The sequence below is a fragment of the Pseudomonas putida genome (assembly GCF_050989985.1).
Classification (GTDB): domain Bacteria; phylum Pseudomonadota; class Gammaproteobacteria; order Pseudomonadales; family Pseudomonadaceae; genus Aquipseudomonas; species Aquipseudomonas putida_AI.
This window is the reverse complement of sequence record NZ_CP158815.1, coordinates 1,320,664-1,346,175: the sequence shown is the minus strand read 5'-3', so window position 1 is coordinate 1,346,175 and position 25,512 is coordinate 1,320,664. Positions and strand designations below refer to the sequence as shown.

At 56.8% G+C, this 25,512-nt stretch carries 27 protein-coding genes; 17 read left to right on the top strand and 10 right to left on the bottom strand.

What is annotated here, in order from left to right; genetic code table 11:
- Positions 1–352 precede the first annotated feature (352 nt).
- Positions 353–1,600, top strand: a complete 1,248-nt coding sequence (locus ABTV29_RS06415; protein ID WP_433769322.1) for a ribonucleotide-diphosphate reductase subunit beta — start codon at positions 353–355, stop codon at positions 1,598–1,600.
- Positions 1,601–1,903: 303 nt separating this feature from the next.
- The gene (locus ABTV29_RS06410) at positions 1,904–3,085 is read left to right on the top strand and encodes a hypothetical protein (protein ID WP_433769321.1); all 1,182 of its coding nucleotides are present in this window, start codon (positions 1,904–1,906) and stop codon (positions 3,083–3,085) included.
- A 16-nt stretch (positions 3,086–3,101) separates the two neighbouring features.
- Here ABTV29_RS06410 and ABTV29_RS06405 read toward each other — a convergent pair whose 3' ends face one another.
- From ABTV29_RS06405 to dcm, 3 genes are all read right to left on the bottom strand, one after another.
- Positions 3,102–3,524 (bottom strand): very short patch repair endonuclease, encoded by a 423-nt coding sequence (locus tag ABTV29_RS06405; RefSeq protein ID WP_433771768.1) that lies wholly within the window; start codon positions 3,522–3,524, stop codon positions 3,102–3,104.
- A 121-nt stretch (positions 3,525–3,645) separates the two neighbouring features.
- Entirely contained in the window at positions 3,646–4,857 is a 1,212-nt protein-coding gene (locus ABTV29_RS06400; protein ID WP_433769320.1) for a type II restriction endonuclease, read from the bottom strand.
- Positions 4,858–5,021: 164 nt separating this feature from the next.
- Positions 5,022–6,458: a DNA (cytosine-5-)-methyltransferase gene (dcm, locus tag ABTV29_RS06395; RefSeq protein ID WP_433769319.1), complete on the bottom strand. Its 1,437-nt coding sequence runs from the start codon at positions 6,456–6,458 to the stop codon at positions 5,022–5,024.
- Positions 6,459–7,030: 572 nt separating this feature from the next.
- Here dcm and ABTV29_RS06390 point away from each other — a divergent pair.
- The 5 genes from ABTV29_RS06390 to ABTV29_RS06370 all read left to right on the top strand — a co-directional run bounded on the left by ABTV29_RS06390 (position 7,031) and on the right by ABTV29_RS06370 (position 9,956).
- Positions 7,031–7,540, top strand: a complete 510-nt coding sequence (locus ABTV29_RS06390; protein ID WP_433769318.1) for a BRO-N domain-containing protein — start codon at positions 7,031–7,033, stop codon at positions 7,538–7,540.
- A gap of 271 nt (positions 7,541–7,811) precedes the next feature.
- Complete coding sequence (locus ABTV29_RS06385) at positions 7,812–8,774, top strand: hypothetical protein (protein WP_433769317.1); 963 nt, start codon at positions 7,812–7,814, stop codon at positions 8,772–8,774.
- A gap of 142 nt (positions 8,775–8,916) precedes the next feature.
- Positions 8,917–9,234 carry an XRE family transcriptional regulator gene (locus ABTV29_RS06380; protein WP_433769316.1) on the top strand — a complete coding sequence of 106 codons (318 nt, stop codon included), beginning with the start codon at positions 8,917–8,919 and terminating at the stop codon, positions 9,232–9,234.
- A gap of 103 nt (positions 9,235–9,337) precedes the next feature.
- Complete coding sequence (locus ABTV29_RS06375) at positions 9,338–9,643, top strand: type II toxin-antitoxin system RelE/ParE family toxin (RefSeq protein WP_433771765.1); 306 nt, start codon at positions 9,338–9,340, stop codon at positions 9,641–9,643.
- On the top strand, positions 9,636–9,956 hold the full coding sequence (locus ABTV29_RS06370) for a helix-turn-helix domain-containing protein (protein ID WP_433769315.1): 321 nt from the start codon (positions 9,636–9,638) through the stop codon (positions 9,954–9,956). Before ABTV29_RS06375 ends, ABTV29_RS06370 begins: the two co-directional genes overlap by 8 nt.
- 18 nt (positions 9,957–9,974) lie before the next feature.
- On the opposite strand, the gene ABTV29_RS06365 is transcribed toward ABTV29_RS06370, so the two are convergent.
- Positions 9,975–11,483: an amidase family protein gene (locus ABTV29_RS06365; RefSeq protein ID WP_433769314.1), complete on the bottom strand. Its 1,509-nt coding sequence runs from the start codon at positions 11,481–11,483 to the stop codon at positions 9,975–9,977.
- A 131-nt stretch (positions 11,484–11,614) separates the two neighbouring features.
- Positions 11,615–12,673, bottom strand: a complete 1,059-nt coding sequence (locus tag ABTV29_RS06360) for an MBL fold metallo-hydrolase (RefSeq protein ID WP_433769313.1) — start codon at positions 12,671–12,673, stop codon at positions 11,615–11,617.
- 213 nt (positions 12,674–12,886) lie between these two features.
- On the opposite strand from ABTV29_RS06360, the gene ABTV29_RS06355 reads away from it, so the two are divergent.
- A complete protein-coding gene (locus ABTV29_RS06355) occupies positions 12,887–13,498 on the top strand; it encodes a TetR/AcrR family transcriptional regulator (RefSeq protein ID WP_433769312.1) in 612 nt (203 codons plus the stop codon).
- A gap of 126 nt (positions 13,499–13,624) precedes the next feature.
- Positions 13,625–14,152, top strand: a complete 528-nt coding sequence (locus tag ABTV29_RS06350; RefSeq protein ID WP_433769311.1) for a DUF1003 domain-containing protein — start codon at positions 13,625–13,627, stop codon at positions 14,150–14,152.
- 24 nt (positions 14,153–14,176) lie between these two features.
- Here ABTV29_RS06350 and ABTV29_RS06345 read toward each other — a convergent pair whose 3' ends face one another.
- Positions 14,177–15,118 (bottom strand): LysR family transcriptional regulator, encoded by a 942-nt coding sequence (locus tag ABTV29_RS06345; RefSeq protein WP_433769310.1) that lies wholly within the window; start codon positions 15,116–15,118, stop codon positions 14,177–14,179.
- 15 nt (positions 15,119–15,133) lie between these two features.
- Here ABTV29_RS06345 and ABTV29_RS06340 point away from each other — a divergent pair, with 15 nt between their 5' ends.
- Complete coding sequence (locus ABTV29_RS06340) at positions 15,134–15,841, top strand: CTP synthase C-terminal region-related (seleno)protein (protein WP_433769309.1); 708 nt, start codon at positions 15,134–15,136, stop codon at positions 15,839–15,841.
- Positions 15,838–16,161 (top strand): antibiotic biosynthesis monooxygenase family protein, encoded by a 324-nt coding sequence (locus ABTV29_RS06335; protein ID WP_433769308.1) that lies wholly within the window; start codon positions 15,838–15,840, stop codon positions 16,159–16,161. The genes ABTV29_RS06340 and ABTV29_RS06335 overlap by 4 nt, the downstream gene beginning before the upstream one ends.
- Positions 16,162–16,281: 120 nt before the next feature.
- Here the strand turns inward: ABTV29_RS06335 and ABTV29_RS06330 are convergent, their stop codons facing one another.
- On the bottom strand, positions 16,282–16,608 hold the full coding sequence (locus tag ABTV29_RS06330; RefSeq protein WP_433769307.1) for a DUF2025 family protein: 327 nt from the start codon (positions 16,606–16,608) through the stop codon (positions 16,282–16,284).
- Between the two features lie 222 nt (positions 16,609–16,830).
- Here ABTV29_RS06330 and ABTV29_RS06325 point away from each other — a divergent pair, with 222 nt between their 5' ends.
- The 3 genes from ABTV29_RS06325 to ABTV29_RS06315 all read left to right on the top strand — a co-directional run bounded on the left by ABTV29_RS06325 (position 16,831) and on the right by ABTV29_RS06315 (position 18,952).
- Complete coding sequence (locus ABTV29_RS06325) at positions 16,831–17,970, top strand: glycerophosphodiester phosphodiesterase (protein WP_433769306.1); 1,140 nt, start codon at positions 16,831–16,833, stop codon at positions 17,968–17,970.
- 209 nt (positions 17,971–18,179) lie between these two features.
- Positions 18,180–18,488 (top strand): PepSY domain-containing protein, encoded by a 309-nt coding sequence (locus tag ABTV29_RS06320; RefSeq protein ID WP_433769305.1) that lies wholly within the window; start codon positions 18,180–18,182, stop codon positions 18,486–18,488.
- Positions 18,489–18,646: 158 nt separating this feature from the next.
- The gene (locus tag ABTV29_RS06315) at positions 18,647–18,952 is read left to right on the top strand and encodes a PepSY domain-containing protein (RefSeq protein WP_433769304.1); all 306 of its coding nucleotides are present in this window, start codon (positions 18,647–18,649) and stop codon (positions 18,950–18,952) included.
- A gap of 62 nt (positions 18,953–19,014) precedes the next feature.
- Here the strand turns inward: ABTV29_RS06315 and ABTV29_RS06310 are convergent, their stop codons facing one another.
- Entirely contained in the window at positions 19,015–19,467 is a 453-nt protein-coding gene (locus tag ABTV29_RS06310) for a hypothetical protein (RefSeq protein WP_433769303.1), read from the bottom strand.
- A 211-nt stretch (positions 19,468–19,678) separates the two neighbouring features.
- Between ABTV29_RS06310 and ABTV29_RS06305 the strand changes: the two genes are divergently transcribed.
- Positions 19,679–20,701, top strand: a complete 1,023-nt coding sequence (locus ABTV29_RS06305; RefSeq protein WP_433769302.1) for a transporter — start codon at positions 19,679–19,681, stop codon at positions 20,699–20,701.
- Positions 20,702–20,942: 241 nt separating this feature from the next.
- The gene (locus ABTV29_RS06300) at positions 20,943–22,556 is read left to right on the top strand and encodes an inorganic phosphate transporter (protein ID WP_433769301.1); all 1,614 of its coding nucleotides are present in this window, start codon (positions 20,943–20,945) and stop codon (positions 22,554–22,556) included.
- 112 nt (positions 22,557–22,668) lie between these two features.
- Here ABTV29_RS06300 and ABTV29_RS06295 read toward each other — a convergent pair whose 3' ends face one another.
- A complete protein-coding gene (locus ABTV29_RS06295; protein WP_433769300.1) occupies positions 22,669–23,091 on the bottom strand; it encodes a multidrug/biocide efflux PACE transporter in 423 nt (140 codons plus the stop codon).
- 89 nt (positions 23,092–23,180) lie between these two features.
- On the opposite strand from ABTV29_RS06295, the gene ABTV29_RS06290 reads away from it, so the two are divergent.
- Positions 23,181–24,035 (top strand): LysR family transcriptional regulator, encoded by an 855-nt coding sequence (locus ABTV29_RS06290; RefSeq protein ID WP_433769299.1) that lies wholly within the window; start codon positions 23,181–23,183, stop codon positions 24,033–24,035.
- A gap of 243 nt (positions 24,036–24,278) precedes the next feature.
- On the opposite strand, the gene ABTV29_RS06285 is transcribed toward ABTV29_RS06290, so the two are convergent.
- The gene (locus ABTV29_RS06285) at positions 24,279–25,511 is read right to left on the bottom strand and encodes an RNA polymerase sigma factor (RefSeq protein WP_433769298.1); all 1,233 of its coding nucleotides are present in this window, start codon (positions 25,509–25,511) and stop codon (positions 24,279–24,281) included.
- Position 25,512 lies beyond the last annotated feature (1 nt).

Here is a 25,512-nt window from a genome sequence, read left to right as displayed (position 1 = left end):
ATCTTCTCCCGCCAAAGCCCCATAAACCCTCGCTCTGGCCGAAAAACCTCCCCTCTCGGCCGCTCCATGCGCGGATTCGCCCCACCACGGCCGGAAAAATTTCCCTATAATGCCGGCTTAAACGGGCCTGCAATATTCCCTTACAGGGACGACAGCCAGTCTGAAGCCCACGCCGGAGTCCTCATCGATTTCTGCGCCCCTCAGAGGCTCTCGGAACCCGTACAAAATTATGTTTATTTGCCTGCGCGTGCCGCTGCAAAAAACGCTATCCAACGCGGCCAGTACGGCCGTGTGAAAAACAGACCATCCATTTCACACGGGCAACTGGCCCTCACGCAGGAGACGACACGTCATGCTGAGCTGGGACGAATTCGACAAAGAAGACACGGAAGTAGTGGCCAAGAGCGCTAACGCAGGCCATGCCGCCGAAGCCACCATGGACCGTCTCGACAGCGCCGGCGGTGCCGCCGCCCTGGAAGCTCGCGCCGTGACCGCCTCTGACTCCGCCGCCGTTGCCCGCGCCAAGGCCGCCCTGGATTCGCTCGACGTCGCCGAAGGCCTCGCCGAACTCGAAGGCGCCTCCGCCCGTGTCGCCGTTGACGAAAAGCGCATGATCAACTGCCGCGCCGACCTCAACCAACTCGTGCCATTCAAGTACGACTGGGCCTGGCAGAAGTACCTGGACGGCTGCGCAAACCACTGGATGCCGCAAGAAGTCAACATGACCGCCGACATCGCCCTCTGGAAAAACCCGGAAGGCCTGACCGACGACGAGCGCCGCATCGTGATGCGCAACCTCGGCTTCTTCTCCACCGCCGACTCCCTGGTTGCCAACAATCTGGTCCTGGCCGTGTACCGCCTGATCACCAACCCGGAATGCCGCCAGTACATCCTGCGCCAGGCGTTCGAAGAGGCGATCCACACCCACGCCTACCAGTACTGCATCGAATCGCTGGCCATGGATGAAGGCGAGATCTTCAACATGTACCACGAGATCCCATCGGTCGCGAAAAAAGCCACCTGGGGCCTCAAGTACACCCGTTCGATCTCCGATCCGAAATTCACCACCGGCACCGTCGAAACCGACAAGGAACTGCTGCGCAACCTGATCGCCTACTACTGCGTTCTGGAAGGCATCTTCTTCTACTGCGGCTTCACCCAGATCCTCTCCATGGGCCGCCGCAACAAAATGACCGGCGTCGCCGAGCAGTTCCAATACATCCTGCGCGACGAATCCATGCACCTGAACTTCGGTATCGACGTGATCAACCAGATCAAAATCGAAAACCCACACCTGTGGGATGCCGAAATGAAGGAAGAAGCGACCCAGATGATCCTGCAAGGCACCCAACTGGAAATCGAATACGCCCGCGACACCATGCCTCGCGGCGTACTGGGCATGAACGCGGCGATGATGGAGGACTACCTGAAGTTCATCGCTAACCGTCGTTTGAGCCAGATTGGTTTGAAAGAAGAGTACCCAGGGACCACTAACCCGTTCCCTTGGATGAGCGAGATCATGGACTTGAAGAAGGAGAAGAACTTCTTTGAGACGAGAGTTATTGAGTATCAGACTGGTGGGGCGTTGAGCTGGGATTGATTAATTTCATCACCCCCCCAAAAGGCTGCCTGCTATGGCAGCCTTTTTTTTGGACAAAATCCCAAGCGGAATAAACGTAGCGCTTATGTATTGAACAAAACAACCGACTGAGCCTTAAAGAGGACACTCCGCGCTCAGCATACATACCAAGCCAATGGATAAAAGCAGCTTCCTCATACGTGCATGGGCCTAGACGGGAGTAATGGCCATACGCTACCTTAGGAGATCTGACCAATCTCAGCAGAAATGGATGCAGTGTCAAAACGAAAATCCAGTTCATGCTTTCAAGGTAAAACGCGTCGCATGCAAAACGAAGAGATACTCAAAACAAACGAAGAAAGCTGCGTTCAGTACACCCCACTAGGTTATTTTCCAGAAGAAGTAAATTTAAATGACCTAACTAGCGAAGACTCAATTCTAACTAGGGAAAAACACCAACTTCTGGAAGGACTGGTCATTGAGTATGTGGCCGAACAATTCATTACAAACCCCACGCTAACGTACTCAATTGAAATACTGGATGTCATCACACTAATAACCAGAGGCGTACCAGGAAATCAAAGCAGCAATCTTGAACAATACTGCAGCTTTATATGGAATAGAGATAGCTCGAATATAGACGACTATATTTTAGCCCTCCAAAAAATTTCGCAAGGATGTACCAACACCACCTACATCTGCAAAGAAGATCAGATGAAATTCTTTGCAAAAAAGCCCTCCAACACAAAATGGCTTCCATTACAAAATTACTTACGCAACAAACGAAAAATCATAGAAACCAAAAAAATAAAGTTCCCTCAGGTTAGCGACAACTCTAAAAACAATGGACGTCAACTATCTTCAATACTGGGGCAATTGCAGCCAGCCTACAAAAACAGAATAATTAGAGACGTAATACTTCCAAGAGTCTTCAAAAACTACCTAATTCAGCCATTTTTCCGCTCAGGATGGGATTTGGATCGTATTTTTCGTTACAAGGGAAAGCTTTGGGAGTTCGAGCTAAAACATAAATACCCAATAGACAACTATGATTTTTTTGAGCAAATCAACAAAACCGAAAACCGCTTCTGCCTATCTTTCGGAATTAATGAAGGTCAAGCCAACATCATCAAACTACTTGCAGACCAAGGATTGAAAACACTCCATCTTATTCTGGTCAAGCCACGTTGGTCCGACCAGGAGTCTCCCGGATATTTGTTTGTTGATGAAGAGGCAAGAAAGAAAACACTGGTAATTGGAGCAGTTTTAACGCGAGAAAAAATAGCTGAAATACTACGCGGAAAACTAAGTGAGGCTCCGCCCAAAACCTCTTATGACGGATCCAATAAAACTGGTTACTATCGTATACCTAGAAATTTCTTTCATGTTATTGGTAACTATGCAGAAGGCACAGATATTTTAGCCCCAAAAATAATTAAGCTATTGGATGGCGAGCTAAACGCAACCCTAACCACAAAGGATTTAATTGAAAATCGTATTGAGTAAATTACAGAGGCCGGATTTACAGCTTAACTTTCGGAGGTTTCTCCGGCCAAACTTGAAACCTTTCATTTGCACCTTTAATCATCACCTGCAAAGTTGATATTTCGCCTGACAAATGTTTCAACCCACACTCCCAGACAATTACAACTCTCCACCCTCTCTCGATCAGTAGAGATACTTGCTTTTGATCCCTTAGTACATTCTTATTTAATTTATCCTCCCAGAATTCCCGACGATTGCCGGGAGTAGTCGCATATATGCAACCTAGATGGCGATGCCAGAAGCACCCGTGCACAAAAATAGCAAGCCTGTATTTCGACAAGACCAAATCAGGCGTCCCAGGTAAGTCTTTTCGATGAAGCCTGTATCGGAAGCCGCAAGCATGTAAATAACGTCGAACGATTATTTCAGGCTTTGTATCCTTACCAAGAATACCGGCCATCATTCGTGATCTCGTAACACTATCCACGACATCTATCATTCAGCACCTATTTGAGAGCTCGCAGCTAATAGCCTTAACCCAGGAATTCTGACTAACCCCGAAACCTTCGAATACAATAACCTCAGCGTACGCTTTTCGCCTCCAAGATGAAATCGCCCAGGCTCATTAGCTTGTCACGCAACTGCTCCGGATATTTCGTGTGCAAGGGCTTGGGAACTACCAACTTAACATTCTCGCTTGTCATCTCGGCAAACTGATGCGGAGAAACTCCCTCTTGAAGCGTGAACAGATGAATTTTTTCTATCCTGTTAGCTTCGTTCAGAACCTGACGCCAGCGATCCTTACAGGTTGTTTTGACAGCCAGCATACGTAGATTTTCATCCGGGAATGATGGGTCGTGATAGTCGGCACACGAAGGAAATATGAAATCAGGCTTTTTATTACCCTCGGTTTTGCACTGAATACTGAATGACGAGAGGCCAAATTGTCGAAACAAATGCTCAAGATGTATTTCTAAAGACTTTCCCGATCTTGATTTTCGACGATTACTAACGGAGTTCGCCATTTGCATGAATTCATCGACAGAAGCGAATCCTTTCTGCACCTGGTGCAAAATATGGATTTCCTCAATTTGACGGAAAAGCTTGTACTCGTTGTCGCGCCGCTCGATGATTAGCTCGTCGGGAGTTGTCTTACCTGAGCGAAAAACCTTAAGAAGATGGGCAATAACCTCTTCACCGCTAGGAAAAATGTCGGCCCACGCTGGCGGAATTTCTACGCAGCTAGGTTCCACAGGTGGGCTCTGAGCAAAACCGGAAAAAAGCTGGTCCCCCCGCTCAAAAAGCAGAGTCCCAGGGATTACTTCACCCGTCTTGTTTTCAAAAAAATCTTCTTCTACCAGGCTTTTGCATATCCAGACATCCAAAAATTCCGCATCCCTGCCAGCATGAGGCACATGGAAGGCGAAGACTGCCAATGCTCCGGTGTTTTCCGGGTCTTGAGCTGGATTGTTTTTTACGTCTGTATTCCATCTCGTCAAACGATGTTCGTTGCGTGACCCTGGTCCATCAAAATGACGGTTGTTGTAATAGATACCTCTTAGCGTTTGCTCTGGAAAACCGTGCGAGGTGACTCGCGTCGTCAAATTGCAGTCGGGGTTCAGAGATGAGGTGTTGGAAATGGAAGGCAGCGCTTGAGCTACGACAGCTTTAGGTAGATAGATACCTACCCCGTGACCACCTGTAAGCCCAGTATCATTGGCCGAAAGGCGCTTTATGTATATCCACCAATCCGCTTGATTCTTGCCGTCAATCCATTGCAGTAAACTTGTCATGGGTAGGATCACTGACCAATTTAGAAGTCGAAACAAAAGTGTATCCGACAGTCTCGTAGAATTGCTGCAGTGGAAAGCACTCGAAGCCGAGAATTCTATAAAAGCACGAAGGCCTGAGTCATGACTCAGGCCTTCGTATAGCAACGTCTAGATAGCAGTATGGGTCACTCCGGGAGAGCGAATTCCAATTGTGGCCGCTCCTTGTCAGCAATCTTTTCCTTTGCAACCAGGATCCGATCCTTCATCAAGCGGGCCACGGCCTCAAATACAGGCACGGCAACCGAGTTTCCAAACTGACGATACGCTTGCGTATCAGATACAGGAATCACGAATTTGCTTTCACCTGGCTTATCGAATCCCATCAAGCGTGAGCACTCATGCGGAGTCAATCTACGCGGACGATTGAGCTGATTCAGCTCACTGTCAAAATCCAGACTATCCACAAACCCTCGGTCAACCAGAATCTCCGACCCATCCTTGTGGTATCTGGCCGAGAGGGTGCGAGCTACATCGTTAGGACGGGTTAAGCCAAAACCAAAGCCATTTCCTTTCTCACGATGCTTTTCGGCATACCGGTAGAGGTAGTCCCAAAGCTTCGGAGTGAGGATGTACTTATCGTCCACTTCTTTATCAAGCAAATCACCAAAGCTTGGCCGTTGCTTGGGTATCAGCTTGCTGATGTCACTCAACGTGAAGCCTTGGTGGACATTCAGATCACGACGGAAGCCAACCAGAACAATTCGTTCGCGATGCTGCGGAACAAAGTGTTTTGCATCGATAACCTTGGGATCTGAACCTTTTGGCGCGTTTACATCTGCAACCTCATAACCCAACTCATCCAGTGCTTCGCAGATGATCCGGAAGGTATTGCCCTTGTCGTGGCTCTTCAGGTTCTTAACGTTTTCGAGCAGAAATGCGGCTGGACGTTTTGCAGCAATAATGCGCGCCACGTCGAAAAACAGAGTGCCTTGGGTTTCACATTCAAAACCGTGCTTGCGGCCCAAGGAGTTCTTTTTGGAAACGCCTGCAAGTGAGAATGGCTGGCACGGAAAACCCGCCAACAAGACATCGTGATCAGGAATTTCACGACGAATATTCTGATAAGCAACTTCGTCACTGATTTCAGGCTTGTCTGAAAGAGTGACCGAGCGAATATCCAGATTAAAGCTATGGCGAACCGGATCACAGAAGTGGTTTGCCTTGTACGTTTTGACCGCGTACTTGTTCCATTCAGACGTGAAAAGGCATTCACCGCCGATAGCTTCAAAGCCTTTTCTGATGCCACCGATGCCGGCAAAAAGGTCGATGAAGGTAAAAGAAGGTTTGTGATTCAAACGCTTGGGCAGTAACGCTTCCAGGCGAGTGAATTCAATATGAGAAAGCTTCGGTGAGGCCTTGCCTTTGACCCAACGGTTGATGGTTTCACGGCACCAATGGGTCGGGCTGACATCGTTAAGAACTTCAGCAAGCTGGCCTTGATCGTAAATCTCGAGAAGCTTGTGTAGTAATTCCAGGTCCGTCATGGGGTGAGTGTCCGGCTCACGGGAACCCAAACTGGTTTCACTCGTGAAGTCAAAAGACGGCGTTTCAAAAAGGTTCATGAGCCCGAATTCCTCTGGGTCAAAGCTGTGACGAATGGTCACCATTCTAGCCCTGTAAATCTCAAAGTAAATGAAATTTCCTACGTGTGATGATATGAAACGTGGCAACACACAGTGGGACAAGAAGGAGTCAATAACGATCAAGCACTGTATATAAAAACAGCATAATTTACGCACTGCAATTGTCCAGATTTCATTTTGTTTCCTGAGTAGCAGTGGTAGCAGAAGGTTGACGACGCCTCCTTGCCCACTTACCCTCGCTCACGAGCCTAAGAAACTCTACAAACCAGAGCGGTCCTCCGCACCCGACAGTCATGCGGCTTTTTTTCGTCTGCGGTTTCTCTACGTCTGCGAAAAAGTCCCGTTATGTCGGGAGTGGGCGAATACAAGACCCGAAAGGGGAATATGTCCGGCCCGTCTCTGGTGGGTTTCTTAGCTCCCGACACCCTTAACGAATGCCCTAAGAAAGCAGCCAGAGGTAAAGGAAATGCCTGACTATCGGACCTTCATGATGAAGGTGAATCGTCATACCTGTAGATCCAGCCTTGTGCTTCCGCTCCTGGAGGCACGCCATGCATGAACTGCTCAAACCTACCCGCTTCACTCGACACAACGCCCACCTGCATGCCTTTCTTTCAGAGAATCAGGCCTGGTTCTGCGCGCAGGATCTGGGACGGATGATGGGTCAGCACCTAGATGAGCGCATGACGCGCAAGCTTGATGCGGACCAGAGGCGAATGATGCTTGTCGATATCTACGGCGCTGCTAAAGAGCGCTTGATGGTGAGCGAATCAGGCGTGTATGCGTTGTTGATTTATCACTACTGTCCTGAGAATCGATTGCTGCGCGAATGGCTGACGCATCAGGTTGTGCCTGCGTTGCGTGATGCACGGCCATCGAGAATGGTGGAGCGTCCCACGCTGAGCGTGCTCGATTGGCCGAAGATGTCGCTCTGTATGTTGCATTGGCAGGATGAGCCCTGGATTCGGTTGCGGGATATGCCGTGTGTGTTGGCGGAGGATCCCTTTAATCGACATGAATCCTGGTGGCAGAAGGTGACACGGGTGGTGCGTGGGTACTGACTGTTCCCTCCAATAAACAACCGCTGCCTGAACAACAGTCAGCGGTTATTTGGTTCTGATATCAAATCGGCCATCCAATGGGGATAAATCCCCTCGCCACAGGATGAGTGCCTGGCTGAGGCGTTGTGCTGACCTTGGGAATCGCGAGCATGCTCGCTCCTACAAGTTTTGGCTTTGCTGCAGATTTGCGATGCGCTGAAAACATTGAGTGCAACCCGCCGCCCCTCCCGCTATTAATAGCCCTTCCTCACTCAAGGACCCGAGCCCTGCCATGAAATTCGACCTCGCCTACTGCCTAAGCCTCGACACCAAACTGTCGATCTACGACGTGCGCGATCTCAATTTCGATGAAACCATCGCCTTCGATTCCGCCAAGGAACATTTTCAGTGCCCCAACGACGCCTGTCGTTCGGCATTCGATGCGGCGAATGTGTTGACGACGTTCAACGCCAAGAACGTGAACTACGTTCGCACTCCGCACTTCAAGAACACGCCCGGCACGCGGCATGTGGCGGATTGTCCTTATGCCAGTCTCAAGGCGTCGGCGTCGGGTGGGGAGGCGGAAACGGATGACGGGCGTGAGGAGCATTTTCCGTCGGAGTTGCTGCTGACTCGGCGTCAGTATGTGCGCAAGCCGTCGAGCCCTGCGGTCGTCGCAGAGGATGGAGGAGATGCGCCGAAGGCGGTTTCTGCATCTGACAACATAGAGCACCCGAGCCGTGAAACGGCGCCGGACAAGACCAGTGTGTTCGCTCATCCCGTGGAGTGTTTTGTCTCGAACTTCGAGGACAGGGAACTGCTCAAGCGCATGCCGTTGAAGATTGGCGAGCACACGGCCAGTTACGGGGCGTTCTTCAAGAAGATCGAGTATCTGCAGGACAACAAGGGGCTGATTTACTGGGGCCGGATCAAGGAGATCAAGGATTACACCCAGAGTTTTCGCATCGATTTCGAGAAGAAGGTCTGGTTCGAGAAGAAGCCGTATTCGGTCAATGTTTACCTGAGCAAGAAGTTGATCGAGGGCTATCGCAAGCGCAAGGCGTTCCTGGAAGAGATCAAGCACGCCATCGACAGTAAGGCGGAGTTGTATTGCTTCTTTTATGGCGTGACGCCGGCGTTGAAGCAGGTGCCGAGCAAGAAAAACCCCGAGCAGACGTTTGGGGTGTTCAGTGCGGATATCGAGAATCTGGATCATTTTATTGTGCGTGAGGTGCCTGGCCTGGAAGGCAAGTAGGGCCGCACTGGCGCTCATTGTGAGCCGCTACCGCCCGTCAGGAGAGATGGGGCGATCTGAAAAATCAATTTGATCCGCGCTCAAAACAACTGTACAAAAACACAGTATATTTTGAATCGACACCCCGAGCCCGGAGAACACCATGGCCTCTCAAGCGATGAAAATCACCCTGGAGCGTATCGCCCTCTTCCAATTCACCCCGACCCACTGCGCACAGGCCCGAGCGATGCTGGGCTGGAGTGTGGAGGAGTTGTCCCGAGAGGCCGGGGTTTCGGTGGAAGCCATCGAACGTTTTGAAGCCAAGCGTGAGGTGCTGGATGTCACACGGCTGGCGTTGGCGTACCGGTTTGAGGCGGAAGGGTTGGTGTTCTTCCCGGGGTTTGCGCCGGGGCGTGGGATGAATGTGAAGGGGTCTACGCCGAATCCGGTGGGGCGGGCGGATTTTGCGATGGTGGAGTGAAACAGCTCATCGATTGACGATTATTCCTAAATAGGTATATTTTCGCATGAGTACAAGGAAGTCACTCCTGTGGGTTGGAAGCAGCAAGAAAGACCTCAAGCAGATGCCCGCAGATGTACAGGATGTTTTTGGCCACGCTCTCGATCTGGCGCAAAGCGGTAAGAAACATATGGACGCCAAGCCTTTAAGGGGCTTCGGAAGTGCTGGAGTCCTTGAATTGATAGAGGACTTCAATACGAACACCTACCGCGCCGTTTACACGGTCAGTTTTGGTAGCGTCATTTATGTTCTGCACTGCTTTCAGAAAAAGTCGACTACGGGTATCAAGACCGCGCAGTGCGACATCGAGCTGATCAAAAAGAGGCTTCAAGCAGCGCAGGATCATGCGAAAGGATTGAGAAATGGTTGAAATCGAAGAGAGCAGCGGCAACGTCTACCAAGACCTAGGAACACCCAATGCCAGCGAAATGCGAGTCAAATCCCAGCTGGCCGCAAAAATTGGTGAAATCATCAAGGCCCGCCATTTGACCCAGGTTCAGGCATCGGAAATCCTGGGGCTGTCGCAACCCAAGCTTTCCGAGATGTTGCGTGGAAAGTTTCGAGGAATCAGTGAAGCCAAGATGATGGAGTGCCTTCTGTTGCTCGGGCGCGACGTGCAGATCGTCGTCAAATCGGCCCCCCGCTCACGCAAAGAGGGCCGTCTTGAAGTGGTTTTCAACTGAGGCGGTTGCTTCCTCTTTTTACGGCTTGAACGCAGGCGCCCGCCGCGCATTTGAGACTTGTTCAAAACCGTAAGCCAACGCCAGTAGCCTGGCATCGCTCCACCGAGGTCCGAAGAAGAAGACCGAGGTGGGGACGCCTTCATCGTCCATTCCGGAAGGCACCATGATGCCGGGATATCCCGCCAGCGGTGCGACGTTCATGGCCGGGGAAGCGACGTCTGATACGAGGGCATCCAACTGATGCGTTACCAGCAATTGATCGATGGCAGCGGCGTTTTCGCTTTGAATTTTCTGCCAGAGTTGGTTGTAGGTTGGCTCATCAAAGACAACTTTGCTGGCCGCTATCAACGTGTCCTGGCCGTGCCCCTCGACGTTGCCGGTATTGAACAGTAGAAGGTCCTCCATTGTCCGGGCAGGAATCGAGGTACGAGTCGCAAGGTAACGAGGCAGGTCTCGCTTGATCCCCATTTGAAACGCCTCCTCTACGCGCTCCAAAACCGGGTCAATCAGTTCCACGGGGATCAAGGTTGCACCGGCAGACTGCATGCGTTCCAGGGCTTGGGAAAACTGGGGGTCGGTCAGGAGTGGCAACGCGCTGCGATCGAATTTGGCGGGGTAGCCGATGCGCTTGCCGACCAAGGCATCCGGGCGCAGCAAGGCGGTGTAATCCACACCTTTCAGTTGCCGGGGCTTTTGCGCTGGATCGGCGGGATCGTCCCCTGCCATGGCATTTAACAGCAGGGCCGCCTCGCGAACGGTGCGTGCCATGGGGCCGGGTGTATCCAGTTTGTGGGTGACGGGGATGATGCCGCTGCGGCTTAACAATCCCACCGTGGGTTTGACACCCACCACTCCGTTCATGGAAGCCGGGCAGATGATCGAGCCAGAGGTTTCGGTTCCAACACTCAGCGGTGCGAAACCTGCGGCAACGGCGGCTGCGGAGCCTGAACTGGAACCGCACGGATCGCCACTCAACAGATGCGGATTTTTCGTTTGCCCGCCGCGCCCGCTCCACCCGCTGGGCAGAGCTGGGTCGCGGAAGGCCGCCCATTCGCTGAGGTTGGTTTTGCCGAGAATCACCGCCCCGGCCGCCCTGAGGCGCTGCACGATGAAGGCATCCTGCGCGGCGGGTTGACCGACCATGGCCAGTGAGCCGGCGCTGGTCTGCATCTGATCGGAGGTGTCGATATTGTCTTTGAGCAATACCGGAATGCCATGCAACGGCCCGCGGATGTAACCGCCCTTTCGCTCCTGATCCATTGCCTGGGCCATGGCCAAGGCATCGGGGTTGAGTTCGATGATGGCGTTGATCGCCGGTCCGTTTTTGTCCAGCCTTTCGACCCGCTGTAGCAGGTGCCGTACCAGCGTGGCGGAAGTCAGTTGACCGCGATCCATCCACTGGTTGATTTCATCGACACTCAAATACTCCAGCCGTGTTTCGGGGGCAGCGGTCGCTGCACTCACGACCATCGACAGCAGGGCAATCCCGGTCAGCCGCTTCATGCAGCCGTTCAACTTTACGTCCATGTGAACATCCTTTTTGACTGAAAACGGGTGAGTGATTTCACCCGCTGTTCAGCCTACCGAAGCGGTGGAAACTGTCCGTCATCCCCGCTCACGGCTTCACGTATGAATGCTCATTACTGCTTGTAGCCGCCTCAACCGATGCTCTTCTGGTCCTCGTACACCGTTTGTTCCACCGCCAGCCACCACGCCTCGCCCCTTCGCGGGTGCATCAGGTTGAAGGCTTCGCCCATTTGCGGCGTGGTGATCGACACACTGCGTTCCCAGGCTAGGGCGAGGATGCGATCGAAAGGTTCGTACCAGGCGTGCATCGACAAATCGAAGGTGCCGTTGTGGATAGGCAGCAACCAGCGGCCCTTGAGGTCAAGGTGCGCTTGCAGTGTTTGTTCCGGTTGCATGTGCACGTGCGGCCAGTCGACGTTGTAGGCGCCGGTTTCCATCAGGGTCAGATCGAACGGGCCGTACTGTTCGCCGATGCGCTTGAAGCCGTCGAAGTAGCCGCTGTCACCGCTGAAGAAGATCCGCGTGTCACCGTCAATCATCACCCACGAAGCCCAGAGGGTGCTGTTGCCGTCGAACAGGCCACGACCGGAAAAGTGTTGCGACGGCGTGGCGACGAAGCGCAGCCCCTCGACTTCAGTGCCTTGCCACCAATCCAGCTGCCGGACCTTGCTGGCGTCGATCCCCCATTTGATCAGGGTGTCGCCCACGCCCAACGGGGTGAGGAAGTACTTGGTCTTGTCGGCAAGTTGCAGCACCGCCTGGTGGTCCAGGTGATCGTAGTGATCATGGGACAGGATCACCGCTTCAATCGGCGGCAGTTGTTCCAGACTGATGGGGGGCTGGTGAAAACGCTTGGGACCTGCCCATTGCACCGGCGAGGCACGCTCGGCGAACACCGGGTCGGTGATCCAGAACTTGTCGCGCAGTTTGAGCAATACGGTGGAATGGCCGAGGCGATAGACGCTGTGGTTCGGCGCGGCGATCAGCGCCGCTTGTGTCAGTGGCTGTACCGGCACCGGCGCGCTGGGACGGGTGTCGCGGGGTTTGTGAAAGATCACGTTCCACAGGATGCGCAAGGTTTTACGAAAGCCTTCGCGCTGCACCGGTGAATGGTTGCGAAATTGCCCTTCTGTGTGACGGGAAGCTTCAGGTGTGGCAGCGATATCGGCTGGGGAAGTTGTATGGGCCATGACTGAAAGACTCCAGAAAAACCGTGCGCTTCACGGTTTCACTCTTGGGGATAAATGGCCAAGGCACGCACGCATCAGCCGAGCTCTCTAATTTTTGCTGCGCAGGATTAACAAAACATTACACTGCACAGTGTAGTTTCAAGGTTGCATCAAAGACGATCACAAGTAAACTACCTAGTGTAATTTTCCTTCCAACCCTGCCGAAGCGTATTTATGACAGCTCCACAGCGCCTCACCGACCGTAAACGCGAAGCGATCATTCAGGCCGCGATCGCCGAATTCCGTGCCAACGGTTTCGACATCACCAGCATGGACAAGATCGCCGCCACAGCCGGTGTGTCGAAGCGCACGGTGTACAACCATTTCCCCAGCAAGGAAGAGTTGTTCGCCGAGATCCTCAATCAATTATGGGCTCGGGTGACGGCGGAGCAGACGACCCCTTATCGCCCTGATCTGCCGCTACGCGAGCAGCTGCGCCCGCTGTTGCTGGCAAAACTGCAAATGCTCGACGATGAAAATTTCCTCAACCTGGCGCGGGTGGCCATTGCTGCGGCTATCCATTCTCCCGAGCGTGCACAGAGCATGGTGGCGCGCATGGGGGAACACGAAGAAGGTCTGACGGTGTGGATTCGAGCCGCCCAGGCCGATGGACGGCTCAAGCCGGTGGCCCCCGACTTCGCCGCCCAGCAAATCCATGGCCTGCTCAAATCCTTCGCCTTCTGGCCGCAGATTTCCATGGGCATGCCGGGGTTGCCAGTCGAGGAGCGGGACAAGGTGGCGGAGTCGGCACTGGATATGTTTCTGGCCTGCTACCAAGTGCAATAAATGACAATCTTTTTGAAGTGATGGGCCGCTCTGGTTACTTAAGATCCAGCGCGGCCAATGTGTTTCAGGATGAAACTGACGCCGGACTATAGTGAATCCCAGTCCCGGCGACCTTCAGAGATCATCATGAATCACGAAACCAACGACCACACTCCCGTCGACCACCTGCGTTTTCTTCACCCTCATGCCCACCTGGGCCCCACCTTCGGCACCGACAAATTCGCCCTGCGGGCCGAAGCCTTTGCGCGATTCTTCGGCACCCCGACCTTTCTCGGCGCGCAAACGGTGGTCGTGGTGGTGTGGGTGTGCCTTAACCTGTTCGGCGTCACCCATTTCGATGTCTACCCGTTCATCCTGCTCAACCTGGCGTTCAGCCTGCAATCGGCGTATGCCGCGCCACTGATTCTGCTGGCCCAGACCCGCCAGGCGGCGCGGGACAAGGCCCAATCCGAAGCCGATGCGCGACACCGCGAAGAGTTGGCGACCATCAACAGTCAGCACCAGGTGCAGGCGGCGCAGAACACCGCGCAGCTGTTGCAACTGCTTGAACAAAACACCCACCTGACGCAAATGACCAAGGAACTGACCGAGCGCATCGAAACGTTGACCTCGGAGATGCATCAGCATTTCGTGCGCAAGGAAGAGCTCAAGTAGCTTCAAGGCAACATCACGGCAACATCAAGGCAACCTCAATGCTCGCCCCAACTCGTCGAATAGCGTCACCACCGAACGCAAGGCGCGGCAATCCGGGCGAGTCAGCAGCCACAGCGCGGTGTCGTAACCGTCCAGCGGCTCGCTCAGCGCTCGTAAATCCTCGCCAATCAGGAAGTCCGGCAACGCCGCCACGCCCAGCCCCGCTCGCACCAGTTCAGTGACCGAGAGCATGCTGTTACAGCGGTACCCCGGCACGACGCCCGGCAATGCTTGACGGCGCCAGGCCACGGTCGGGTGATCAGGCAGGAAGTCATCCGGGGCGATCCAGGTTAATGCGGCGAGGTCCCGGGCATCGACCGATTGCAGATAACTCGTACTGGCGCATACCCGATAGGCAATGTCCGCCAGACGACGCCCCACCAGATGTTCAGGCGGTGTGCGGGTCAGGCGCAGGGCGATATCGGCATCGCGACGGCTGAGGTTGGCAAAATCGTTGGAGGTGCACAGCTCAATGGTCAGCGCCGGATAGTTCGGCATGAACTGCGCCAGCGCCGGCAGCAGCAAACCTTGCAGGACCGAATCGGTACAGGTCAGGCGCACGGTGCCGCTGATCACTTCGCCGCCCTGCTCCACCCCGATGCGCGCCGCTTCCAGTGCCTGTTCAGCCCGTTCTGCCTGCCCGGCCAGTGACTGCGCAAGGCTCGTCGGCAAGTAACCGGCACGGCTTTTTTCGAATAATTGCTGGCCCAGCGCGCCTTCCAGTCGACGCACGGCGCGAAACACCGTCGACACATCCACTTTCAGCAACTGCGAGGCCCGAGCCAGAGAGCCGCCGCGCACCAGCGCGAGGATCAGGGCGAGGTCGGGGTAATCCAGACGATAGTGCGTCGGTGCATTGATCACTTGGGAAAATGCCCATATTGATTGCGCAGACGCCAATCTATAGTGGGCTTCGGGAATCAACAAGCGCAGAGGTCTCTCATGGAAAATCGCGTCATTCGCATCGCTCTGATCGGCGATCACGACCCGCACGTCACCGCCCACCAGGCCATCCCCGTCGCCCTCGGCATGGCTGCCGAATACAGCGGCCGCAACGTGCAGGGACAATGGCTGGGCACCGACACCGTCGACGCCGGCACCGCGCTCGATGAATACGATGGCTTCTGGTGCGTGCCGGCCAGCCCTTATCGCAGCATGGACGGCGCATTGCAGGCGATTCGATTTGCCCGCGAACAGCAACGCCCCTTCCTCGGCACCTGCGGTGGTTTTCAGCACGCGGTGCTGGAATATGCGCGCAACGTGCTGGGCTGGGCGGATGCCGAGCACGGCGAGACCTCACCAGACGCTGAGCGCGCATTGATTACGCCGCTCACCTGTTCGCTGGTGGAAGCGGTCGACAGCATTCATCTACTGGACGGTTCGTTGATCGCCAAGGCGTATGAAACGTCCGAGATTCGTGAGGGCTATCGCTGCCGATATGGTGTGAACCCGGCGTTCGAGCAGGCACTGTTCGAATACGACCTACAGCCTGTGGGGCATGATTCGGCGCAGGGATTACGAGCCATTGAGCTCAAGGGACATCCCTTCTTCGTTGCCACCCTGTTCCAGCCGGAACGCGCGGCACTCAAGGGCACCTTGCCGCCGCTGGTTCGGGCCTTGGTCGAAGCCTGCGTGGAGCGCCAGTCATGATCGCCAGCACGCCACCGGCCCCCTATTACGCCGTGATCTTTACCTCGCTGCGTACAGAGGGTGACCAGGGTTACGCCGAAGCGGCCGCGCGGATGGTGGAGCTGGCGCGTGAACAACCGGGGTTTCTTGGCGTGGAGTCGGCGCGGGGTGAAGACGGGTTGGGGATTACTGTGTCGTATTGGACCAGTGAGGAAGCGATTCTGGCGTGGAAGCATCATCCTGAGCACGCCGAGATTCGCGAGCGGGGGCGGTCGACCTGGTATGCGCAGTGTCAGACGCGGGTGTGCAGGGTTGAGCGGGCTTATGAGTTCAAGTTGTAGATTCTGTGGTGCCTCAGGACCGCTATCGCGAGCAGGCTCGCTCCCACAGTTACAGAGGAACTCAGTCCATTGTGGGAGCGAGCCTGCTCGCGATGAGGCCATCACAGACACCACAAACCCTCAGCCCCGCACCAACCTGCGCACCGCCGAAATCTCCGGCACTTCCCGCCGCTCCATGTACACCCGCAGCGGTTCGGTGATGTTGATCCGCTCATCGATGTTCTGATCCAGCAACAACTGAATGAACTCGCGCTTGAGGGTCATGGTGGACTCGGGCCCGGCGGCCCAGACGAATTCACTGGCGGGAATGATGCCGTCATCCGCCACGTCCATGCCGAACGAGTCTTCACTGAAACGCACAATGTAGTGCCCGGTCTTGCGATTGAGGCCGACGAAACCCTGGAGTTCGTCGGCAGCCTGGCAGATGAGTTGGGAAGTGATGCGCATGGTCAACCCCACAGGAAAGTGATCATTGGTTTACACGCAGGGCCCGCGAATGACTTTCCCTCTGCCGGGGAAATGATCGCGGCCCAGATTACTGCAAACCCGCGCACACAAGCCCTGATCAACATCAGCTTTAAACAGGTTTATGTCGGTCTCGCGATAGCGTCTGCCACGTTCAGTTGCTAAAAGGGACGTCTTTGAACGTTTCGCGAAAGGATCTCGACCATGCCCGCAACCTTCACTACACGCACTTTGCTGCTGAGCCTGTTGCTCGGTCTGACTCAAATCCAGACTCAGGCTTTGGCCGCCAGCGCGCCCAATCCCGCCGCTGTCGCAACGCGCCTGGGCATCCCCCATCCGGCAGTCATTGCTCACCGAGGTGCTTCCTACGATGCCCCGGAATCCACCGCTGCCGCCTACAAGACCGCCCGCGACCTGGGCGCCGATTACCTGGAGCTCGACCTGCAGCGCAGCAAGGACGGCGTGCTGTTCGCCCTGCATGACAACAACCTGCAACGCACCACCGACGTCGCGAGCAAATTCCCCGAGCGCAAGGACAGCCCGGCCAATGCCTTCACCATGGCCGAGCTGAAAACCCTGGATGCCGGGAGCTGGTTCAACAACGCCTACCCGGATCGCGCACGGCCTTCATTCGCCGGCCTGAAAATTCTGACCCTCGATGAAATCATCGACATCGCCCAGGGCAATCCGCTGCACCAGCCGGGCCTGTACATCGAGACCAAGGAGCCCAAGCAGTTTCCCGGCATCGAGCGTGATCTGCGGGCGAAACTCCAGGACCGTGGCTGGCTGAGTCCGGCCGGTTCTAAATTGGGGAAAAGCGCGCTGGCGGTCGGTCAGGGTAAAGGCAAGGTGGTCCTGCAGACCTTCGAGAAGAGCAGCCTGGAGCTGTTGCAAAAGGAAATGCCGAAGGTGCCGAAGATCCTGTTGCTGTGGGTTGGCGAAGGCAATATCGAGCCGGCCTCGAAGGCCAGCTTTGCCGAGTCCGGCGAGAAGGACAAAGCCGCCTACTACGCCAAACAGCAGCCCCGGGACAAAGCCGAATTCCAGCGCTGGGTCGACTACGCCAAGGCCCAGGGCGCGATCGGCACCGGGCCGTCCGCCGCGCTGACCCAGGGTGGCGACCAGAGTTATGCGGACCTGGTGCAGCCGTGGATGAACCAGTACACCCACGATCAGGGCCTGTTGGTACACGTCTACACCGTCGACGAGGCCGTGGATTACCAGAAGGTCATGGACGCCGGCGTCGACGGGATTTTCACCAACCGCGCCAGCGAGTTGTTGAAGTTTTATAAACGCCCGGCGGCGGCGAGTGTTGATCAGGTGTTGAAGAACAACGGGTATTGATCATCTTCTGTAGGAGCGAGCCTGCTCGCGATGGTCGTCAACGATGACGCGGGAAGCCTGACACCCCGTGGTGCTCTCAGGTCCATCGCGAGCAGGCTCGCTCCTACAGGGGTACGGGCTGACGATTTAAGGGTGGATTAAGTTACGAGCGCTAATCTGAACTCACTTAAACAGATCAGCCTCACTTAAACAGCCAAGGAATGAACCTCATGAAAGCCCTGACCGCCCTGTTCACCGCTGCATCCCTGACCCTCGCTGCCGGCCTGGCGCAGGCCAAGGATGTTCCCGTCGATCAGATCCCACAACTGGTCAAGGACGGCAAGATCAAGCCGCTGGAAGAACTGAACGAGATCGTGATGAAGCTGCACCCAGGTGCCACGATTACTGATAGCGACCTGGACAACCACACCACTCTCTATGAATACGAAGTCGAGTTGAAGGACGCCCAAGGCGTTGAATGGGACGTGGACTTGAACGCCGCCACCGGCGAAGTCCTGAAGAACAAAAAAGACCACTGATACACACAGCAAAAAGCCGCGCGATTGTCCGATCGTGCGGCTTTTTTTCGCCCACAGGTTTGTAAGTCTTTGATTCAGTTAAAGGGCATTTAAGGGTGGATTAAGTTGCCGTGATTAATTTGCGGCTTCTTGATTCACTCATCCAAGGAAAGAACCCCATGAAAACCCTGTCTTCCCTGTTCGCCGCTGCAACCCTGACCCTCACCGCCGGTCTGGCCCAGGCCAAAGAAGACGATGTCCTGCTGCACCAGATTCCTCAACTGATCAAGGAAGGCAAGATCAAGCCCCTGGAAGAGCTGAGCCAAATCGCGTTGAAGCTGCATCCGGGGTCGCGGATTACCGAAACCCAACTGGAGCATCGCCTCAAGGGTTACATCTACGAAGTGGAAGGACGTGACGCGAACAACGCCAAGTGGGACGTGGACATCCTGGCCGCTACCGGTGAGGTATTGAGCATCAAGTGAGCCCCCCCAAAAAAGCCGCACGACTGAAGAACCGTGCGGCTTTTTCACGTCTGGATGACGAATCAGGCGGATGTGCTGACCAACGTCCCCGAGGTGCTGGAAGAGGAATCCGTCAGTGCCTGCAACAACGCCGCAGCAGCGGTCTGCAACGAGGCGGAAGTCGCTGCGATCTGCGACTGCGCCGCCGCCACTTCGCTGGCCTTGGCCGCATCGTCTTCGCGCTTGGCCTGGGCCGCTTGCAGTTGTTGCTGTTGTTCCTGCAGTCGCTTTTGCAGCTCGGCGATCTGCTTGCGCAGTTCTTTCACCGCATCGGATTCGTCGCTGCTGGCGCTGCTGTCACCGGACGCAGGCGCGCCACCCGCCATGGCCTTGGTGCTATCGGTAGCAGCGCCGGCCGCACCGGAAGCGCCAGCGGCTGACGTTGCAGTGGTGTCTTCAGTGCTGGTGCTGCTGGCGACGCTGGTCGATGTGCTCAACGTGGTTTGAGGGATCGAAATGTTGGTGATGCTGACCATGGTGGTTCTCCGCTTCGGGTTCAGGTTGACCTGATCATCGACACCCACGGCCCGCAATTGAGATCGACTGTGTACCGACTCGGCCTCAACCCGGATACAAACCCGTCGGCCGCCATGCAACCGTCACAAATACGTCAAACAGCCTTGCGATGATGTGGCCCGAGTGAACCCCCAAAAAAACCGCGACAGGCGCCTCCCCTTGCGAGTCCTCATGAACCACAGCCTCGATCAAAGCCATCGCGACCCGGACCTGTTCGGCCTGTTGTACGGGTTCAGTTTTCGTCCCGGTGAGCGCGGTCAGGAAATCGACTCGGCGAGGGCGTTGCAGTGCCTGCAACAACCGGACGACAGCGACGAGTTCCTCTGGCTGCACCTGAACCTCGCCCATGCCGCGTGCGAACGCTGGATGAAGAGCCATCTGGAATTGCCCGACGAGTTTTTCGAAGCCCTGCATGAAGGCTCGCGTTCGACGCGCATCGAACATGTCGACTCGGCGCTGCTGGCGGTGGTTAACGATGTGGTGTTCAACCTCAGCAGCATGGTCTCGTCCGATGTCTCGACGCTGTGGGTGTGCGTGCGCAGCAAGTTGATCATCAGCGCGCGCCTGCAACCGCTGCACTCGGTAGACAAGTTGCGTTCCTCGGTGAAGGCCGGCGAGCGCTTTCGTTCACCGCTGGAATTGCTGGTACACCTGCTGCGCGATCAGGGTGAAGTACTGACCCAGATCGTGCGCAAGACCAGCCTGAGCGTCGATCAGGTGGAAGACGAGTTGCTGTCGCAACGGTTATCGACCAACCGCGCGGAGCTGGGCGCCAACCGCCGGGTGCTGGTGCGCCTGCAACGCCTGCTGGCGCTGGAGCCGGGCTCGCTGCTGCGGCTGCTCAATCGCCCGCCGCCGTGGCTGCAAAAGGAAGACGTCAAGGAACTGCGCAAATCCACCGAGGAGTTCGCGCTGATCATCAACGACCTGACGGCGCTCGGTGAACGCATCAAGCTGCTGCAGGAAGAAATCGCCGCCAACCTCAACGAGCAGAGCAACCGCACCCTGTTCACCCTGACGGTGGTCACGGTGCTGGCGCTGCCGATCAACATCATCGCCGGCTTTTTCGGCATGAACGTGGGTGGGGTGCCACTGGCCCAGGATCCGGGAGGGTTCTGGATTCTGGTGGCGCTGGTGGCGACCTTTACCGTGATTGCCGGGCGTTGGGCGTTTCGCAAGCGGCGGGATTATTAAGCTTGCTTGAGATCCTGTGGGAGCGAGCTTGCTCGCGATAGCGGCGTGTCAGACACACAGATGTTGAATGTGATACCGCCATCGCGAGCAAGCTCGCTCCCACAGGTTTCAGGGGTGCATTGGGTGGTGGATTCGGATCAACGGATCCAAAAAAGACCCAAACCCTGACCCAGAACAGCCTCGCTGTAACATTTCGCAATGATCATATCGGATACCCCTTCCCTCCTCAGGAATGCCCGGTATGGCTACGCCTTCGTTCTCCACCGCCCAAGCGCCCGTCGCCAGTGGCAGGCCCCATCTGGATAAAAAACCCGGCCTGCTCACCTTCGTGATTTTCTTCGCGGTACTGGCCCTGGGGCTGTTGTTTACCGCCTACAGCCTGATGCACGACATGAACGAACTCGGCACGGTGGTGACCACCTGGACGCCGTTCCTGCTGCTTGGCGTGGCCCTGGTCATTGCCCTGGGCTTCGAGTTCGTCAACGGTTTCCACGACACCGCCAACGCCGTGGCCACGGTGATCTACACCCATTCGCTGCCGCCGAATTTCGCGGTGGTCTGGTCCGGGTTCTTCAACTTCCTCGGCGTGCTGCTGTCCAGCGGCGCGGTGGCGTTCGGCATCATCGCCCTGCTGCCCGTGGAGCTGATCCTGCAGGTCGGCTCGTCCGCCGGTTTCGCGATGATCTTCGCCCTGCTGATCGCCGCGATCCTGTGGAACCTCGGCACCTGGTGGCTGGGTTTGCCGGCTTCGTCGTCGCACACCCTGATCGGTTCGATCATTGGTGTCGGCGTGGCCAATGCCCTGATGCACGGACGCGACGGCACCAGCGGCGTGGACTGGGCACAGGCGACCAAGATCGGCTATGCACTGCTGCTTTCGCCGCTGGTCGGCTTCGGCTGCGCCGCGCTGTTGCTGCTGGCCCTGCGCGCTTTCGTGAAGAACCGTGCGCTGTACAAGGAGCCGCAAGGCAACACGCCGCCGCCGTGGTGGATTCGCGGTTTGCTGATCATGACCTGCACCGGCGTGTCCTTCGCCCACGGTTCCAACGATGGCCAGAAAGGCATGGGCCTGATCATGTTGATTCTGGTCGGCACGTTGCCAATGGCTTACGCGCTGAACCGCACCATGCCGGCCGATCAGGCCTTGCAGTTCGCCGCCGTGGCCGAAGTCACCCAGCAAGCGCTGGTGAAAAGCGCACCGCTACCCGCCCCTGCCGACCCACGCCCGGTGTTGTCCGAATACGTGCGCAGCAAGGAAGCGACGCCGCAATTGGTGCCGGCGCTCGCCGCGCTGACCGGCAGCATCGGCGCCGAAGTGAAGGGTTACGGATCGCTGTCCAAAGTGCCGGCCGAGGCCGTGGGCAACGTGCGTAACGACATGTACCTGACCAGCGAAACCATTCGCCTGATGGACAAGAACAAGGTCGGCAATTTCGATGCGGATACCGCTGGCAAGCTCCAGCTGTTCAAGCAGCAGATCGACGCCTCCACCCGGTTCATTCCGTTGTGGGTGAAGATCGCCGTGGCCATCGCGCTGGGGCTGGGCACCATGGTGGGCTGGAAGCGCATTGTGGTGACGGTCGGTGAAAAAATCGGCAAGACTCACCTGACCTACGCCCAGGGCGCCTCGGCGGAAACCGTGGCCATGCTGACCATCGGTGCCGCCGACATGTTCGGCCTGCCGGTCTCGACCACCCACGTGCTGTCGTCGGGCGTGGCCGGGACCATGGTCGCCAACGGCGGTGGCTTGCAGATGAGGACCATCCGCAACCTGTTGATGGCGTGGGTACTGACCTTGCCGGCGGCGATTTTGCTGTCGGGCAGTTTGTACTGGCTGTTCACTCAGTTGTTTTGACTCATCACCTGTAGGAGCGAGCCTGCTCGCGATGGTCGTCAACGATAACGCTGGGAGCCTGACACCCCGCAGCGTTCTCTAGTCCATCGCGAGCAGGCTCGCTCCTACAGGGTTATGCGTTGACCATGCGGGCACGCGTCACGTCATACACCCAGTGATAAACGTAGGTGTACGGCAGGAAGAACAACAACACGCCGATATCCAGCAAAAACGCCTCCAACAGGCTGATGTTCAGCCACCACGCAATCAGCGGCACGCCCAGGGCAACCAGCCCCCCTTCGAACAACAGCGCATGCACCACCCGCGTCCAGGCGTTGTGGGCAATGGCGAAGCGCTTGAGCACACGGTCAAAGTAACCGTTGAAAATCACGTTCCACGCCAGGGCCAGCGCTGCCATGGCGATCGTCACCACGCCCATGTCGAGCATCGGTTTATCCATGATCCACGCCAGCAACGGGGTACAGATCAGGATGGCCAGCAGTTCGAAACCGATAGCCTGGAAAATACGTTCAGTGATGGATTTGTTGGCAGTCATGACCGACTCCCTTGAGTGAGTGTGGTTGCCATGGTCCGACATCACACCGATACTTCATAACCAATAACCATCGATCAAGGCGATAGTTCATGGCGTCCCAGGAAGTGTTGCAGGCGTTCGTCCAGGCCGCGACCCAAGGCTCGTTTTCCGCCGCGGCGCGCAAGTTGGGCCGTAGCCAGTCGACCATCAGCGCGGCGGTGTCCAGCCTGGAAATCGATCTGAACCTGGAGCTGTTCGACCGCAGCAGCCGCAAACCCACCCTCACCCCCGCCGGGCACGTGATGCTGCAGCGGGCCGAGGACATCCTCGCCGCCACCGGTCGTCTGGAAATGACCGCCAGCCAACTGTCCCAAGGGGTCGAGGCGAAGCTGACGGTGGCGCTGTCCGACACCTATCAGTCCGACCGTTTCGAAGCGGCGCTCAGTGCCTTCGAGCAGCGATATCCGGACCTGGAACTCGAATGCCTGATCGCCGAATGCGACGACCTGGTGGCGCTGGTGCAGAGCGGCCGGGCGAATGTGGCCTTTGCCGAGATGCAGGACAGCTACCCGCCGGATCTGGTCAATTCAACGGTGGACGAGCGCACGGAAATCGCCCTGTTCGTCTCCCCCGCACATCCGTTGGCCACGCTGAAACACATCGATCAGGACGTGCTGCAACAGCATCGCGAATTGCGCTTGGCAACCATCGTCAATCCCTATGAAAGCCGGGCCAAGGGCCGCGTCTGGTCGGCGCCCAGTTACCTGATGCTGCTGGAGATGGCCCAAGGCGGGTTTGGCTGGGCGCCTTTGCCGCGCTGGCTGGTGGAACGGTTTGGGCCGGGATCGTTGCAGGAACTGCAGGTACGCGGCTGGCCGAAAACCGTGTATGTGGATGCGCTGTGGTCGCGGTTGAACCCGCCGGGGCCGGCGGGGAGCTGGTTGTTGGGCAAGATGCTGGAATAGCGGCGCGGCCAATCGCGAGCAGGCTCGCTCCCACAGTGATTGATCGTGGACACATATTTTGCGGCTGCCCCCAAACCCTGTGGGAGCGGGCTTGCCCGCGAAGGCAGAGTGTCAGTCGCCAACGATGTTGAATGTGCTGGCCTCTTCGCGGGCAAGCCCGCTCCCACATTGAACCGTGTTCCTCCAGGCAACCCGGTCAATTGTGGGAGCGAGCCTGCTCGCGATGCGGCCCGCAAGATCCCATCACTCCAACGCCTTGATCCGAGCCTCGATGAACCGCCGCTCCGGCTCTTGCTGGGTCAGCTCCAGCGCCCGTTCATAGGCCGCTCGCGCCTGCTCCACCCTGCCCAACTGCCGACAGAACTCAGCCCGCGCCGAATGCGCCAGGTGGTAGTCCCGCAGCTCACCTCGCTGCAGAATGGCTTCGACCAACGCCAGTCCCGCCAGCGGCCCGTCGCGTTTCGACATTGCAGCCGCACGATTCAGTTCGATCACCGGCGACGGCACCGCCCGCAGCAGCACGTCATACAGCCCGACGATCTGCACCCAATCGGTCTCCTCCACCGAAGGCGCTTCGGCATGCACCGCGGCGATCGCTGCTTGCAGGCAATACGGGCCAAACCGCCGGGTGCCCAGCGCCCGTTCCACCAGCGCGCAGCCTTCGGCGATCATCTCGCTGTCCCACAAGGTGCGATCCTGTTCATCCAGCAAGATCAACTCGCCGCTCGCACTGGTCCTGGCCACCCGTCGCGATTCGTGCAGCAGCATCAGCGCCAGCAGCCCCATGACCTCCGGCTCCGGCAGCAACTCCATCAGCAATCGCCCGAGGCGGATCGCTTCACGGGTCAATTCCTCGCGGGTGACCTGCGCGCCAATGGACGCCGAATACCCTTCGTTGAACACCAGGTAAATCACCCGCAACACGCTGTCGAGGCGTTCGGGCAATTCCGCCAGGGACGGCACCTGATAGGGGATTTTGGCGTCGCGGATTTTCGCCTTGGCCCGCACGATACGCTGGGCGATGGTGGCCGGTGCCGAGAGAAAGGCCCGGGCGATTTCTTCCGTGGTCAGGTCGCAGACTTCACGCAGGGTCAACGGCACCTGGGCGTCCGCCGCGAGTGCCGGGTGACAACAGGTGAAGATCAGGCGCAGGCGATCGTCTTCCACATCTTCGTCACTCCAGTCAGCCTGCTCCAGCGCCTCCAGTTGCGCGATCAGCAGCGGGCGCGAGGCGGCGAACCGGGCGCGCCGTCGCAGTACATCGATAGCCTTGAAGCGCCCGGTGGACACCAGCCAGGTGCGCGGGTTGTCCGGCACGCCGTCGCGCTGCCAGCGCTCGACCGCGACGAAAAACGCCTCGTGCATGGCCTCTTCGGCGAGATCGAAATCGCCGAGCAGGCGGATCAGGGTCGCCAGGATGCGCCGCGACTCCTGGCGATAGACCTGCTCGACCCGCGCCTGCACCGACTCGGGCATG

Coding starts and splice junctions, on each gene's coding strand:
- ABTV29_RS06315 (WP_433769304.1), top strand. CDS start 18,647: ATGAAAACCCTGTCTTCCCTGTTCGCCGCTGCAACCCTGACCCTCACC.
- ABTV29_RS06305 (WP_433769302.1), top strand. CDS start 19,679: ATGAACCACAGCCTCGATCAAAGCCATCGCGACCCGGACCTGTTCGGC.
- ABTV29_RS06415 (WP_433769322.1), top strand. CDS start 353: ATGCTGAGCTGGGACGAATTCGACAAAGAAGACACGGAAGTAGTGGCC.
- ABTV29_RS06390 (WP_433769318.1), top strand. CDS start 7,031: ATGCATGAACTGCTCAAACCTACCCGCTTCACTCGACACAACGCCCAC.
- ABTV29_RS06310 (WP_433769303.1), bottom strand. CDS start 19,467: ATGGTCAGCATCACCAACATTTCGATCCCTCAAACCACGTTGAGCACA.
- ABTV29_RS06365 (WP_433769314.1), bottom strand. CDS start 11,483: ATGGACGTAAAGTTGAACGGCTGCATGAAGCGGCTGACCGGGATTGCC.
- ABTV29_RS06385 (WP_433769317.1), top strand. CDS start 7,812: ATGAAATTCGACCTCGCCTACTGCCTAAGCCTCGACACCAAACTGTCG.
- ABTV29_RS06320 (WP_433769305.1), top strand. CDS start 18,180: ATGAAAGCCCTGACCGCCCTGTTCACCGCTGCATCCCTGACCCTCGCT.
- ABTV29_RS06285 (WP_433769298.1), bottom strand. CDS start 25,511: ATGCCCGAGTCGGTGCAGGCGCGGGTCGAGCAGGTCTATCGCCAGGAG.
- ABTV29_RS06340 (WP_433769309.1), top strand. CDS start 15,134: ATGGAAAATCGCGTCATTCGCATCGCTCTGATCGGCGATCACGACCCG.
- ABTV29_RS06375 (WP_433771765.1), top strand. CDS start 9,338: ATGCCCGCAGATGTACAGGATGTTTTTGGCCACGCTCTCGATCTGGCG.
- ABTV29_RS06300 (WP_433769301.1), top strand. CDS start 20,943: ATGGCTACGCCTTCGTTCTCCACCGCCCAAGCGCCCGTCGCCAGTGGC.
- ABTV29_RS06410 (WP_433769321.1), top strand. CDS start 1,904: ATGCAAAACGAAGAGATACTCAAAACAAACGAAGAAAGCTGCGTTCAG.
- ABTV29_RS06405 (WP_433771768.1), bottom strand. CDS start 3,524: ATGGCCGGTATTCTTGGTAAGGATACAAAGCCTGAAATAATCGTTCGA.
- ABTV29_RS06325 (WP_433769306.1), top strand. CDS start 16,831: ATGCCCGCAACCTTCACTACACGCACTTTGCTGCTGAGCCTGTTGCTC.
- dcm (WP_433769319.1), bottom strand. CDS start 6,458: ATGAACCTTTTTGAAACGCCGTCTTTTGACTTCACGAGTGAAACCAGT.
- ABTV29_RS06335 (WP_433769308.1), top strand. CDS start 15,838: ATGATCGCCAGCACGCCACCGGCCCCCTATTACGCCGTGATCTTTACC.
- ABTV29_RS06370 (WP_433769315.1), top strand. CDS start 9,636: ATGGTTGAAATCGAAGAGAGCAGCGGCAACGTCTACCAAGACCTAGGA.
- ABTV29_RS06295 (WP_433769300.1), bottom strand. CDS start 23,091: ATGACTGCCAACAAATCCATCACTGAACGTATTTTCCAGGCTATCGGT.
- ABTV29_RS06330 (WP_433769307.1), bottom strand. CDS start 16,608: ATGCGCATCACTTCCCAACTCATCTGCCAGGCTGCCGACGAACTCCAG.
- ABTV29_RS06355 (WP_433769312.1), top strand. CDS start 12,887: ATGACAGCTCCACAGCGCCTCACCGACCGTAAACGCGAAGCGATCATT.
- ABTV29_RS06290 (WP_433769299.1), top strand. CDS start 23,181: ATGGCGTCCCAGGAAGTGTTGCAGGCGTTCGTCCAGGCCGCGACCCAA.
- ABTV29_RS06350 (WP_433769311.1), top strand. CDS start 13,625: ATGAATCACGAAACCAACGACCACACTCCCGTCGACCACCTGCGTTTT.
- ABTV29_RS06380 (WP_433769316.1), top strand. CDS start 8,917: ATGGCCTCTCAAGCGATGAAAATCACCCTGGAGCGTATCGCCCTCTTC.
- ABTV29_RS06400 (WP_433769320.1), bottom strand. CDS start 4,857: ATGACAAGTTTACTGCAATGGATTGACGGCAAGAATCAAGCGGATTGG.
- ABTV29_RS06360 (WP_433769313.1), bottom strand. CDS start 12,673: ATGGCCCATACAACTTCCCCAGCCGATATCGCTGCCACACCTGAAGCT.